Genomic DNA, 13,069 nt, shown 5'->3' on the forward strand with positions numbered 1-13,069 from the left:
GCCCGCGCGCCCCGGACCGGCCGGAACGACCGCCCACCCCGTTCACCCACGGCTCTCTCAAGGGACCCCTCATGCCCGAACCCACCCGCCCCCTCCACCTCGCCGTCGCCTCGACCGGCCCGGCGCCCACGACGCCGGGCCCTACGTACGGGCCGCCCGGCTCGCCGAGCGCGGCCGGCTGGACTTCGTCACCCTCGGCGACTCCTTCGCCCCGCCCCGGCGCGGCGCCGGCCGCCCGGACGCCGTCGCCGCCCTGGCCCGGGTCGCGCCCGCCACCGAGCGCATCGGCCTGGTGCCGACCGTCACCACCACCCACACCGAGCCCTTCCACGTCTCCTCCGCCCTCTCCACCCTGGACTGGGTGAGCCGGGGCCGCGCCGGCTGGAACGTGGCGGTCTCCACCGGCGAGGCCGAGGCCCGGCACTTCGGCCGCCGCCCGGCGCCCACCGCGTCGGCGGCGTGGCGCGAGGCGGAGGCGGTCGCCGACGTCGTCGCCCGGCTCTGGGACAGCTGGGAGGACGACGCCGAGATCCGGGACGCGGCCACCGGGCGCTTCATCGACCGCGACAAGCTGCACCACGTCGACTTCCAGGGCCCCGGCTTCAGCGTCCGCGGGCCCTCCATCGTCCCCCGGCCCCCGCAGGGCCGCCCCGTCATCGCCGTCGAGGCCACCGCCGAGCCCTCCCGGGAGACCGCCGCCCGCCACGCCGACGTGGTCTTCGTGCGCGCCGAGCACGCCGGCGACGCCCGCAAGGTCCGGGCCGTCCGCGACGACCTGCGCCGGCGCGCCCGCGACCACGGCCGCGACGTGGCCGGCGCCGGCCGGATCGTCGTGCTGGCCTCCCTGCCCGTCGCGCTGTACGCGGCGGCCGACGCCGTCGCCCTCGCCGACCTCGTCGGCGACTGGTACGCCGACGGCGTGGCCGACGGCTTCCACTTCCGGCCCCGCGACCTCGACCGGGACCTGGCCCTACTCGTCGACGGCACCGTGCCCGTACTCCAGCACCGCGGCCTGTTACGCGCCTTCTACCCGGGCGGCACCCTGCGCGAGCACCTGTGCCTGCCCCGCCCCGCCAACCGCTACGCCCGTGTGAAGGAGACGGCATGACGCTCCGTCAGCGGCGGAGGCCGAACCGCCGTCCGATGCACCTCGCCGCGCACTTCCCCGGCGTCAACAACACCACCGTCTGGGACGACCCCCGCTCCGGCAGCCAGATCGACTTCGCCTCCTTCACCCACCTCGCCCGCGTCGCCGAACGCGGCCTGTTCGACTTCTTCTTCCTCGCCGAGGGGCTGCGGCTGCGCGAGCACAAGGGCCGCGTCCACGACCTCGACGTGGTCGGCCGCCCCGAGTCGCTGACCGTGCTCGCCGCCCTGGCCGCCGTCACCGAGCGGCTCGGGCTGGCCGCGACCGTCAGCGCCACCTTCAACGAGCCCTACGAACTCGCCCGCCGCCTCGCTTCCCTCGACCACCTCAGCGGCGGGCGCGCGGCCTGGAACGTCGTCACCTCCTCCGACGCCTTCACCGGAGAGAACTTCCGCCGCGGCGGATACCTCGAGCACGCCGAGCGCTACACCCGCGCCGCCGAGTTCGTCGCCACCGCACGCGAGCTGTGGGACTCCTGGACCCCGGAGGGCACCCCCCGCCCCTTCGCCCACCACGGGCGGCACTTCTCGGTGTCCGGGGAGTTCGACGTCCCGCGCCCGCCGCAGGGCCACCCCGTCGTCATCCAGGCCGGGGACTCCGGCGAGGGCCGGGAGTTCGCCGCCGCTGCCGCCGACGTCGTCTTCAGCCGGCACGGCACCCTCGAGGAGGGCCGCGCGTTCTACGCCGACGTCAAGCGCAGGCTCGCGGCGTACGGCCGCGCCCCCACCGACCTGAAGATCATGCCCGGGGTCACCCACGTGCTCGGCGACACCGCCGCCGAGGCCCAGGAGAGGGCCGCCGGGATCCGCCGGCGGCAGGTCTCCCCGCAGACCGCCCTGCTGATCCTGGAACAGGTCTGGGGCCGCGACCTGTCCTCCTACGATCCCGACGGGCCGCTGCCCCGTATCGACCCCGATCCCGGTGCGGAGGTCTCCCACGGCCGGGTCCGCCACCACGACCGGCTGGCCGTCGCCGCCCGGTGGCGGGCGCTGTCGGAGGCCAAGGGGCTCTCCATCCGGCAGACGGTGATCGAGACGACCGGCCGGCAGTCCTTCGTCGGCACCCCGCGCCAGGTCGCCGACGAGATGGCGCGCTTCGTGGCCGAGGAGGCCACCGACGGCTTCATCCTCGTCCCGCAGCTGACCCCCGGCGGGCTCGACGAGTTCGTCGACCGCGTCGTCCCCCTGCTCCAGGAGCGCGGGGTGTTCCGGACGGAGTACACGGGCCCCACCCTCCGCGATCACCTCGGGCTGGCCCGGCCCGTGGCGAAAGGCCGGACGGCATGAGACCGCGCGCCCGACGGTCGCATTCCGGCCGTCCCCGGGCGGTGGTCCGAGGAGCCCGGGGCCGGCGGGGGAGGGGAACCCCCTCGCGGGCCGAGGCGTCGAAGGGGTGCGGCGGGAGCCCGCGGAGTGCGGTCCCGGCGGCCGGGAGAGCCGTCGGGGCTCCTTGTCGTGCGCCGGGGGCGCGTCCGAAAGATGCTCTTGCGCTGTGCTCCCTTCCGCCCGAATACTCCCGAGCAGCGCTTGTCAGGGGCACGGCGAAAACGGAATCCGGTGTGTCTTTTGACCGCGCCTCACGGGCCCGTGCACGCCCCGGCCCCCGACCCCACTCGGGAGGAACAACGTGAGGATCAGGCGCACCACCCCCCAGAGCCGTACCGCAGGGCGAGCCAGGACCGTCGCCGCGGCGTCCGTACTCGTCGCCGCCTCCGCCCTCGCCGCCACCGACGCCCGTGCGGAGCCCGCCGGATTCCCGGCGGCGCGGCTGTCCTCCGCGAGCGCCGCCGTGGAGTCGGCGGACGTCGCGGGCACCGCCTGGGTCGTCGACCCCGCCACCCGCACGCTCGTGGTCACCGCCGACTCGACCGTCTCCCCGGCGGACATCGCCAGGATCAGAGCGCAGGCGGGACCCGACGCCGAGGCGATACGCGTCGAGACCGTGCCCGGCGCCTTCAAGAAGCTCATCGCGGGCGGCGACGCGGTCTACGCGCCGAGCTGGCGCTGCTCGGCCGGCTTCAACGTCCGCAAGGGCGGCACCTACTACTTCGTGACCGCCGGCCACTGCACCGAGGGCAAGCCGCAGTACTACGCCGACTCCGGCCACACCACGAGCATCGGCCCCACGACGGGGACCAGCTTCCCGGGCAACGACTACGGCATCGTGCAGTACACCAACGGCTCGCTCCCCCACCCGAGCGAGGTCGATCTCCACAACGGGCGCTCCCAGCGCATCACCGGCGCGGGCAACGCCTCCGTGGGCCAGAGCGTCCAGCGCAGCGGCTCCACCACCGGGGTGCACGGCGGCAAGGTCACCGGGCTGAACGCCACCGTCAACTACGGCAGCGGCCAGGTCGTCCGCGGCCTGATCAAGACCAATGTGTGCGCCGAGCCGGGCGACAGCGGCGGCGCCCTCTTCGCCGGGTCCACCGCCCTGGGCCTCACCTCCGGCGGCAGCGGCAACTGCCGCTCGGGCGGCACCACCTTCTTCCAGCCGGTCACCAAGGCCCTCAGCGCCTACGGAGTGAGCATCTTCTGATCCTCCCCGTGACCGCCCCCCCGCCGGGGCACCGCAGACGTCTGACCGCGAGCGTTCCGCCCTTCCCCAGCCTGCGGCCAGCAGCACAGGAGCCCCCGGCCCCTCCAGGGCCGGGGGCTCCGCCACGCCCCCCGCGGATCGGGGCGCCGCTGTGCTCGACCGCGCCGCGACGCGGGCATACCGTGGACGTAACACCTGACGTGCACGGCGGCAGGGGGTCCGTGATGGTCGAAGACCTCGTGGTGGTGGCATTCGCCACCCTCTCGGCGGGCGTGGTGTATCTGGGCGCCGCGGCCCGGGTGGTCCGGCAGTACGAGCGCGGAGTGGTGCTCCGCCTGGGGCGGCTGCGGTCCGAGATCCGCCAGCCGGGGTTCACGCTGATCGTTCCGGTGGTGGACCGGCTGCGGAAGGTGAACATGCAGATCGTCACCATGCCGGTGCCCGCCCAGGAGGGCATCACCCGGGACAACGTCACCGTCCGGGTGGACGCCGTCGTCTACTTCAAGGTCGTGGACCCGGCCGAGGCCGTCATCATGGTCGAGGACTACCGCTTCGCGGTCTCCCAGATGGCCCAGACCTCGCTGCGGTCCATCATCGGCAAGAGCGACCTGGACGATCTGCTGTCCAACCGCGAGAAGCTCAACCAGGGGCTGGAGCTGATGCTCGACAGCCCCGCGGTGGGCTGGGGCGTGCACATCGACCGGGTGGAGATCAAGGACGTCTCCCTGCCGGAGACCATGAAGCGGTCGATGTCGCGGCAGGCGGAGGCGGAGCGGGAGCGCCGGGCGCGGGTGATCAACGCGGACGCGGAGCTGCTGGCGTCGAAGAAGCTCGCCGAGGCGGCGCAGACGATGTCCACCCAGCCGTCGGCCCTGCAACTGCGGCTGCTGCAGACCATCGTGGCCGTCGCCGCCGAGAAGAACTCGACGCTGGTGCTGCCCTTCCCGGTGGAGCTGCTGAGGTTCCTGGAGCGGGCGGGCGCCGCCCCGGCTCCCACCGCCGCACCGGAGTCCGCGCCCGCACCGGAGTCCGCCCCCGCTCCCGACGCCGCCGTCGAGGCCGCCCCCGAGGTGACCTCGGGGACCGTCCCGGGCCTGAGCCCCGCCCCCGAACGGGAGCCCGGGCTGCCGGCCGAACGCGAGGGCGAGGCGGAGCCGCGGGCCGCGCGCGACGAGCCGGGGTCGTCGGCCAGGTGGGAGCCCGAGCCGCCGTTCGGGCCCGAATAGGAACCGTAACGCCGCCCTGAGCGAAGCTTCCGTCCCACGACTCCCGTGACCACGACGGGCGTCGGCGTACGGCATGCCACGGGGGCGCGCGTATGAAAATACGCGCGACTGGAAGTCGCCCTTGTGCACTCCCTCGCCCGATCGGGACACTCGACGGACCAACTTGGCATGGACGCGACCTCCTACCGGGGGTGCGGCTGTGTCGTTCGTCCTCCGGGCCCGTGTCCTGCGCGCGCGGGCCCAACCCCCCACTGGAGGTGCCGAGTTGAAGCTTCGTCGGATGCCCGTGCGCGCCGTCCTGGCGGGCGCGGCCATCGCCGCCCTGGCCATCGTGACCCCTACGCCGCAGCAGGCCCAGGCGGCGCCCGGTGACGACGGCGGCGGGCTCGTCGCCGGTGTCGTCGACACGCTCGACCGGGTGACGGGCGCGCACCCCGGGCGGGCGCGGATCGCCCGGGCCCGGCTGGAGTCGGCCCGGGCGACGCTGGACGAACGCGTCGCGATCCCCGGCACCGCGTGGGTGACGGACCCCAGAGCCGGCCGCGTCGTCGTGACCGCCGACCCCACCGTCACGGGCGCGAAGCTGGCGAAGCTCAACGAGGCCGTCGCCGGGCTCGGCGAGGCGGTGACGATCCGCAGAACCTCCACCAGGCTCACCCGGTTCATCGCCGGCGGCGACGCCGTCTGGGGCCCCAACGCCCGCTGCTCACTGGGCTTTTCCGTCAAGCGGACCGGCAAGCCGGACGGCTTCCTGACGGCCGGTCACTGCGGCAACGCCGTGACCACCTGGTCCGCGACGCGGGGCGGCCCCCAGATCGCGCGGACCGAGGCGTCGACGTTCCCCGGCGTGGACCACGCCATCGCGGCGTACACCGCCGCCGTCGACCACCCCTCCGCCGTGAGCCTCTACGACGGCACCTCCCAGCCCATCACCGGCGCCGGCCCGGCGGCCCTGGACGAGGCGGTCAGGCGCAGCGGTTCCACCACCGGGGTGCACGCGGGGAAGGTCACCGGCCTCAACGCCACGGTCAACTACCCCGAGGGTCAGGTCAGAGGGTTGATCAAAACCAATGTCTGCGCCCAGCCCGGCGACAGCGGCGGGCCGCTGTTCGACGGCCCCAAGGCGCTGGGGCTGCTCTCCGGCGGCAGCGGCGACTGCGTGCTCGGCGGGGAGACGTACTACCAGCCGGTGCAGGCGGCCCTTGCCGCCTACGGGGCGACGCTCGGCTGATCGCGCCGGCGCCCCGCACAAGCCGCGGCCCCCGGACACACCTCCACGGTGTCCGGGGGCCGCTTCCCGTGCCGGGGCCGGGCGTCGGTCGTCAGAACTCGAAGACCATGCCCTTGCCCGCCTTCAGCTCACAGGGGTTGGCGAAGGTGCGCTCGAAACTGACCCGGCGGCCTTCCCATACGCCTTCGGCCGTCACCGTGCTCGGGTTCCACTCCCGAGTACAGGCGGTGCCCTCCTTGACCTTGGTGACCTTGTCGAAGTCACCGCCGGCCATGCGCAGTTGGGCGCAGGCACCGCGGGTGTTCGGGTGAGTTCCGTCGGCCTTCGGTGTGCACGTGAGGGTCACGGCGCGCTGGACGCCGGCGCTGGCCGCCGAGTCGCCCTGACCGATGGTCAGTACGAGCGCTGAGGGCGCGTACAGACTCTGGGTCTGCGCCGCGGGTATGGGCGTGGGTGAGGCGGTCGCCGACGTCGCGGCTCCCGCCAGGCCGCCCAGTGCCAGCGCGGCTCCCAGCGCGATTCCCCCAGTGATGTACCGCATTCCGAACACTCCCTTGTTCGTCGGTGCAGATAACGGACGGAAGTCTTGCCGAAGTTGTGCATGAACGCACCCCGAACGAACACTTTCAGTCGCTGGTTGAAAACCCTGCGTAGTGCCGCCACGTGGCCGGATTCGATGTGAGGCAGGTCTCCTCGTGCGCCGCGCGATGCGGGGTAGGTCCGGCGGCATGTCCGACTTGGGGGAGAAAGCAGGGAATTAATGTTTCAGGGATGTTGACCAGCGCGGATTCCTTGTAATCGTTGATGGAATATCAAACTCCCCTGTGAAAGCATGATTTATGGCGCGTCGGACCGTTGGTTCTCATGAGTCTCGCGCCGAGCGGGGACGCCCCGGCAGCCCGGCCGAAAAGAGGCTCGCCCGCCCCGCGCGCGGCCGCCGGAGCGTTTTCGGAACGCCGCAGCAATGGCCGAAGACCACTCAGACCGACTGTTCGGTCTGTCGCCGAGGAGGCCCTTCGCCGCCGTCAGGCGGGGCCGGCGGGCCGGCGGCGGGCCCGGCGGGCCGCGCCGATCAGCGTGATGGCCGCACCGCCCGCCGCCCAGGCGGAGAGCACCAGCAGCGGGGAGGTCAGCGCGTTGCCGTGGAAGTAGGCGAGGGAGCGGGCGGACCAGGTGCCCGCGCCCGGTGGCAGGGCCGGGCCGACGGCGCGCCAGAACGGGGGCAGCAGGGGGTAGGGGTACGCCCCGCCCGCGCTGGGGTTGCCCAGCACGACGACGACGGCGATCGCCAGCCCGATGCCCACGATCCCCGCGAGGCCCTGGAAGGCCAGGGTGAGGGCGCCGACGGCGAGGACCACCAGCGAGCCCAGCCCCCACAGGCCCAGGAGGCCGGCCGGCAGCGCCCCCAGTACCGGGCCCGCGATCACGGCGCCCAGCAGGCCGGCGACGACCGCGTAGACGGCGATCGCCCCCAGCCGGATGACCGCCCGGTGGGGGTTGGCCGGGCGGGCGCCCGCGCTGACGGCGAGGATCGCGGCGCACAGATAGCCGCCCACGCACCAGCCCACGACCAGGTAGAACGAGCTCAGCCCGCGGGCGTCGCCGACGGCCGCCGGGTTCACGTCGACGACCTTCAGGGTGCGCCCTTCGGCCTTCTCGGCGCGGGCGACGACCGCCTCGGTGGCCTGGGCGAGCGAGGCGCCGGAGCCGGTGGCGACCAGCAGGGTGTCCGTGTCGCCGCGCGGGTCGACGATCAGGGCCCCGTCGAGGTCGCGCTCGTCGATCAGCCGCCGCGCCTCCGCCCGGTCGCGGACCGCGCGCGGGTCGAGGGGGGCGCCGGGCAGCGCGGCCAGCTTGTCCACCAGGGAGCCGGCGATCTGCCGGGGGGCGACCACCCCGATCGGGATCTCCTTCGGCCTCGGGCTGTGGAAGGCGCCGATGTAGGAGATGACGAACGCGAGCTGCAGCACCAGCGCGCCGATCACCAGCAGCGCCGCCCGGCCCGTCACCGCCTCCCGTACCTCCTGCGCGAAGCGGCTGCCGCCGTCGGGGGTGCTGGCCATGCCTCGAGCCTGCGGGGTCCGGGGGGTCCGCGCAGGCGGTGGGAGCCGTTCGGGTGTGCCGTTCGCATTGATTCGTACGAACGTTCGAGAAGTGGTTTATGGTGGAGACACAGGGGCGGTTTTCGGCCAGGGGGTGAGCGAGCGGCAGGAGGTGCGATGGCGTCGTTCTCGAGGACCCCGTCGTCCCCGGCGGCCTCCGCGTTCACCCACCTGCGCACCGCCTCGGGCTTCTCCACGCGGTACGGCGCCGCGCACCCCGAGCGGCTGGCCGGGCGGGCCGCCGAACGCGGCATGGACGCGCTCGCCCTCACCGACCGCGACAGCCTGGCCGGCGCGGTCCGCTTCGCCAGGGCCGCCGCCGAAGCGGGGGTGCGGCCGCTGTTCGGCGTGGACCTGGCCGTGCGCGAGCCGCTGCCCGCGGACGGGCCCACGGTGCGCCACCGCACCCCCGCCCGCGGGGGCGCCTTCGTCGACGAGTCCGCGCCCCGCGCCGTCTTCCTCGCCCGGGCCGGCGCACCCGCCTGGGCCGCGCTGTGCGGCCTGGTGTCCGCCGCCCACGCCGGGGGCACAGGCCGGCCGGAGCTGGCCCGGGAGGACCTCGCGGCCGCCGCCGGCGGGGCCCGCGCCCCGCTGACCGTCCTGCTCGGACCGGACTCCGAGATCGGCCGCGCGCTGGCCGCGGGACGCCCCGACCGGGCCGAGCGGCTGCTGCCGACCTGGCGGGAAATGTACGGTGACGCCCTGCGGCTGGAGGCCGTCTGGCACGGCCGCTCCGGCACCGGCCCCGGCTCCCTGCGGCTCGCCGCCCGTACCGTCGGCTTCGCCGCACAGCAGGGCGTACCCGCCGTGCTGACCAACGCCGTCCGCTACGCCGACCCCGGCCAGGGGCCCGTCGCCGACGTCCTGGACTCCGCCCGCCGCCTGGTGCCCGTCGACCGCCGCAGGCCCGAGGCCCTCGACGGCGGGGAGCGCTGGCTCAAGGACCCCGCCGCCATGGCCGCCGTCGCCGAGCGCGTCGTGGAGGCGGCCGGATTCCGCCGCGCCGACGCCCGCCGGCTGCTGGCCGCGACCGAGGACACCGCCGCCGAGTGCCTGGTCGACCCCGAGGCCGACCTGGGCCTGGGCTCCGTCCACTTCCCCGAGCCGCACCTGGTCGGGGCCGGCCGCCGCACCGCCGCGCGCGTGCTGCGCTCCCGCTGCGCCGCGGCCATGGTGCTGCGCGGATACGACCGCGACCGCCGCTACTGGGACCGGCTGGAGGAGGAGCTGCGCATCATCGAACAGCGCGGCTTCCCCTCGTACTTCCTCACCGTCGCGCAGGTCGTCGACGACACCCGCGGCCTGGGCATCCGCGTCACCGCCCGGGGCTCCGGCGCCGGCTCCCTGGTCAACCACCTGCTGGGCATCGCTCACGCCGACCCCGTCGCGCACGGCCTGCTGATGGAGCGCTTCCTCTCCACCCGCCGCAAGGCGCTGCCCGACATCGACATCGACGTCGAGTCCGCGCGCCGCCTCGAGGTCTACCGCGCGATCTTCGACCGCTTCGGCGCGGAGCGGGTCGCGACCGTCTCCATGCCCGAGACCTACCGGATCCGGCACGCCGTGCGCGACGTGGGCGCGGCCCTCGGCATGGACCCGGCCGAGGTGGACGCCCTCGCCAAGGCCTTCCCGCACATCCGGGCCCGCGACGCCCGCGCGGCGCTCGCCGAACTGCCCGAGCTGCGCGGCGTCGCCACCGGGCCGCACGGCCTCGCCGACACCCGGCTGTGGCAGCTGGTCGAGGCGCTGGACGGGCTGCCGCGCGGTATCGCCATGCACCCGTGCGGGGTGCTGCTCTCCGACGCCACCCTGCGCGGGCGCACCCCCGTCGTGCCGACCAGCGGCGAGGGCTTCGCGATGTCGCAGTTCGACAAGGACGACGTGGAGGAGCTGGGGCTGCTCAAGCTCGATGTGCTGGGCGTGCGGATGCAGTCCGCCATGGCGCACGCGGTGGGGGAGATCGAACGGGTCACCGGGCGCCGGATCGACCTCGACGACCCCGCGCAGGTGCGGCCGGGAGACAGGAGGACCTACGAGCTGATCCGCTCCGCCGAGACGCTCGGCTGCTTCCAGATCGAGTCGCCGGGCCAGCGCGACCTGGTCGGGCGGCTGCAGCCCTCGACCTTTCACGACCTCGTGGTCGACATCTCGCTCTTCCGGCCGGGGCCGGTCGCCGCCGACATGGTCCGCCCCTTCATCGAGGCCCGGCACGGCCGCGCCCCCGCCCGCTGTCCGCACCCCGACCTGGCCCCGGTGCTGAGCGAGACCTACGGCGTGGTCGTCTTCCACGAGCAGATCATCGAGATCCTGCGGATCATGACCGGCTGCGACCGGGGCTTCGCCGACGAGTCCCGGCGCGCGCTGTCCGACTCCCGGCTGGTGGGCCGGGTGCGGGCCTGGTTCGCCGAGCGGGCGCGCGGGCGCGGCTACGCGACCGACGTCGTCCGCCGCACCTGGGAGATCGTCGAGGCGTTCGGTTCGTACGGCTTCTGCAAGGCGCACGCCGTGGCCTTCGCCGTGCCGACGTACCAGTCGGCCTGGCTCAAGGCCCACCATCCGGCGGCCTTCTACGCCGGGCTGCTCACCCACGACCCCGGCATGTACCCCAAGCGGCTGCTGCTCGCGGACGCCCGGCGGCGCGGGGTGCCGATCCTGCCGCTGGACGTGAACCGCTCGGGGGCCGCCTATTCGATCGAACTGATGTCCGGTGACGCGGTGGGCGAGGGACGCTTCGGCATCCGCCTCGCCCTGCGCGAGGTGCAGGGCATCGGCGAGGCCGAGGCCCTGCGGATCGCGGCCGGCCGCCCGTACACCTCGCTGACGGACCTGTGGCGGCGCGCCCGGCCCGCGCGTCCCGTCGCCGAACGGCTGGCGCGGGTCGGTGCGCTGGACGCCTTCGGCGCCAACCGCCGGGACCTGCTGCTGCACATCGCCGAGCTGCACGGACGGCGGGACGCCGAGGGCGCCGTCCAGCCGACGCTCGTCGACAGCGCCCGGGCCGAGCCGGTCGGCCTGCCCGACCTGGACGCGGACGAACGGCTCGGCGCGGAGCTGAAGGTGCTCGGCATGGACGCCTCGCGCCACCTGATGACCGACCACCGGGCGTTCCTGGCCGAGCTGGGGGCGATCCCGGCCACGCGGCTGCGCGACGCACGGCACGGCGAGACCGTCCTGGTCGCGGGCGCCAAGGCCGCCACCCAGACGCCGCCGGTCCGCTCCGGGCGACGGGTCATCTTCACCACCCTCGACGACGGCACGGGCCTGGTCGACTGCGCCTTCTTCGACGACAGCCACGCGGCCTGCGCCCATACGGTCTTCCACTCCTGGCTGCTGCTCGTGCGCGGCGTGGTCCAGCGGCGGGGCCCGCGCAGCCTGAGCGTGGTGGGCGCGGCCGCGTGGGACCTCGCGGAGCTGGTGCGGCTGCGGGCCGAGGGCGGGCTGGGCGCGGTCGCGGCGGTCCTGGCCGCGCCCCCGGGCGCGGGCCCGCCCGCGGAGACCGGCCGCCGCATCCAGCTGCCCACCGGCTACGCCCTCCACCCGTGGGCGGACCTGCGGCCCGCCGGCGAGGGAGCGGCCACCGGGCGCAAGCTGTGGCACGCGAGTCCGGGGAGCGCGGGACGATGACCGAGCGCCGGCTGTCCCCGGTCCCGCCCCTTCCCACGACCGGAAGCCCTTCCCCCGGACCCCCGGAGGAGGCGACCGTCCTCTATGCGCACTTCCACCCGGCGACCGGCGCCGCCCTCGACGAGGAGACCTACGACGGCCTGCTCGCGCTGCTCGCCGAGATCACACCTGTCGTCCAGGCCGTGCCGCCCGACGCCGCCCTCATGGACGTCCGCGGCGCCGTCCGCTACTTCGGGCACGACCCCGCCGGGCTCGCGGAACTGCTCCGGGTGCGGACCCTCGCCCGCTACGGCGCCGACTGCACGGTCGGCATCGCCGGCAACCCGATGCTGGCGCGGATGGCCGCGCACGACGGCCCGCCCGGGGCGGTCCGCAGGCTCCCCGGCGAACCGGAGGCCGTGGCCGCGTTCCTGGCGCGCAAGCCGGCCGCCGCGCTGTACGGCGTGGGACCGGCCACCGCCCGGACCCTGTGCTCGTACGGGCTCGACAGCATCGGCCGGATCGCCGACGCGCCGCCGGCCGCGCTCCAGCGCATCCTCGGCGCGGCCGCCGGGCGGCGGATCCACGAGCGGGCGCACGGCATCGACCCGACGCCCGTCACCCCGGACGCGCGGGCCCGCTCGATGGGCGCCGAGCACCGCTTCGGCGGCGACGAACTGGACCCGGAGCGGCGGCGGCACGCGCTGCTGGCGCTCGCCGACGGGCTGGGCGCCCGGATGAGGGCGGGCGGCCAGGTCGCCCGTGGCCTGAAGCTCACCGTCCGGTACGCCGACGGCTCGACGAGCACCCGGTCGAGGACCTTCGCCGAACCCACCGCGCACACCCCCGAGCTGACCGCTGCGGCCTACGCGTTGCACGCGGCCCTCGCCCTGCAGCGGGCCAGGGTGCGGGCGGTGGCGCTGCGCGCCGAGGGGCTGTGCGAGGCGGGACGTACGGCGCACCAGCTGACGTTCGACCCGGCGGACGAGAAGGCGCGGCGCGTGGAGGCGGCGGTGGACCGGGCGCGGGCGCGCTTCGGCATGGCGGCGGTGGGGCCCGCCGCGACGCTGGACGTGGCGTAATCACGCCACCGCCGATTTCGGTGAATTTGCTTGACGCAAGCATGGAAATCGCCACACCCTACTCGCAAGTAAGTTAACGACCTTTTAATGCGCCCGTAACACCCGTTGCCGGTGCTTTTCGGCATACCCAACCCCCCACC

Annotated in this window: 8 protein-coding genes and 1 pseudogene; 7 read left to right on the forward strand and 2 right to left on the reverse strand. The window is 74.8% G+C overall.

Going from position 1 to position 13,069, the window contains the following annotated elements:
- The first annotated feature begins 71 nt into the window (after positions 1–71).
- The 5 genes and pseudogenes from J1792_RS10955 (at position 72) to J1792_RS10975 (ending at position 6,142) form a co-directional block, all read left to right on the forward strand.
- Positions 72–1,108: pseudogene (locus J1792_RS10955) on the forward strand (LLM class flavin-dependent oxidoreductase).
- Positions 1,105–2,433, forward strand: coding sequence for an NtaA/DmoA family FMN-dependent monooxygenase (locus J1792_RS10960; RefSeq protein ID WP_207247171.1), 1,329 nt, complete (start codon positions 1,105–1,107; stop codon positions 2,431–2,433). The pseudogene J1792_RS10955 and the gene J1792_RS10960 overlap by 4 nt, the downstream one beginning before the upstream one ends.
- A 340-nt stretch (positions 2,434–2,773) precedes the next feature.
- Positions 2,774–3,685, forward strand: coding sequence for a S1 family peptidase (locus J1792_RS10965; RefSeq protein WP_207247172.1), 912 nt, complete (start codon positions 2,774–2,776; stop codon positions 3,683–3,685).
- Positions 3,686–3,909: 224 nt separating this feature from the next.
- Positions 3,910–4,911 (forward strand): slipin family protein, encoded by a 1,002-nt coding sequence (locus J1792_RS10970; RefSeq protein ID WP_086574075.1) that lies wholly within the window; start codon positions 3,910–3,912, stop codon positions 4,909–4,911.
- 280 nt (positions 4,912–5,191) lie between these two features.
- Positions 5,192–6,142 (forward strand): S1 family peptidase, encoded by a 951-nt coding sequence (locus J1792_RS10975; protein WP_086574077.1) that lies wholly within the window; start codon positions 5,192–5,194, stop codon positions 6,140–6,142.
- A gap of 91 nt (positions 6,143–6,233) precedes the next feature.
- Here the strand turns inward: J1792_RS10975 and J1792_RS10980 are convergent, their stop codons facing one another.
- Together J1792_RS10980 and J1792_RS10985 are read right to left on the reverse strand one after the other, a co-directional pair.
- Positions 6,234–6,683, reverse strand: a complete 450-nt coding sequence (locus J1792_RS10980; RefSeq protein WP_086574079.1) for a subtilase-type protease inhibitor — start codon at positions 6,681–6,683, stop codon at positions 6,234–6,236.
- A gap of 484 nt (positions 6,684–7,167) precedes the next feature.
- Positions 7,168–8,205 (reverse strand): YhgE/Pip domain-containing protein, encoded by a 1,038-nt coding sequence (locus J1792_RS10985; protein ID WP_207247173.1) that lies wholly within the window; start codon positions 8,203–8,205, stop codon positions 7,168–7,170.
- A gap of 156 nt (positions 8,206–8,361) precedes the next feature.
- Between J1792_RS10985 and J1792_RS10990 the strand changes: the two genes are divergently transcribed.
- Together J1792_RS10990 and J1792_RS10995 are read left to right on the forward strand one after the other, a co-directional pair.
- A complete protein-coding gene (locus tag J1792_RS10990; protein WP_086574083.1) occupies positions 8,362–11,868 on the forward strand; it encodes a DNA polymerase III subunit alpha in 3,507 nt (1,168 codons plus the stop codon).
- Positions 11,865–12,929 (forward strand): DNA polymerase Y family protein, encoded by a 1,065-nt coding sequence (locus J1792_RS10995; protein WP_086574086.1) that lies wholly within the window; start codon positions 11,865–11,867, stop codon positions 12,927–12,929. The genes J1792_RS10990 and J1792_RS10995 overlap by 4 nt, the downstream gene beginning before the upstream one ends.
- Positions 12,930–13,069 lie beyond the last annotated feature (140 nt).

It is taken from the genome of Streptomyces triculaminicus (assembly GCF_017349075.1).
In the GTDB taxonomy this organism is placed as follows: domain Bacteria; phylum Actinomycetota; class Actinomycetes; order Streptomycetales; family Streptomycetaceae; genus Streptomyces; species Streptomyces triculaminicus.

What these genes read in the sequence shown, in the direction of transcription:
- J1792_RS10990 (WP_086574083.1), top strand. Translation starts at nt 8,362, where the DNA reads ATGGCGTCGTTCTCGAGGACCCCGTCGTCCCCGGCGGCCTCCGCGTTC.
- J1792_RS10980 (WP_086574079.1), bottom strand. Translation starts at nt 6,683, where the DNA reads ATGCGGTACATCACTGGGGGAATCGCGCTGGGAGCCGCGCTGGCACTG.
- J1792_RS10995 (WP_086574086.1), top strand. Translation starts at nt 11,865, where the DNA reads ATGACCGAGCGCCGGCTGTCCCCGGTCCCGCCCCTTCCCACGACCGGA.
- J1792_RS10960 (WP_207247171.1), top strand. Translation starts at nt 1,105, where the DNA reads ATGACGCTCCGTCAGCGGCGGAGGCCGAACCGCCGTCCGATGCACCTC.
- J1792_RS10985 (WP_207247173.1), bottom strand. Translation starts at nt 8,205, where the DNA reads ATGGCCAGCACCCCCGACGGCGGCAGCCGCTTCGCGCAGGAGGTACGG.
- J1792_RS10970 (WP_086574075.1), top strand. Translation starts at nt 3,910, where the DNA reads ATGGTCGAAGACCTCGTGGTGGTGGCATTCGCCACCCTCTCGGCGGGC.
- J1792_RS10975 (WP_086574077.1), top strand. Translation starts at nt 5,192, where the DNA reads ATGCCCGTGCGCGCCGTCCTGGCGGGCGCGGCCATCGCCGCCCTGGCC.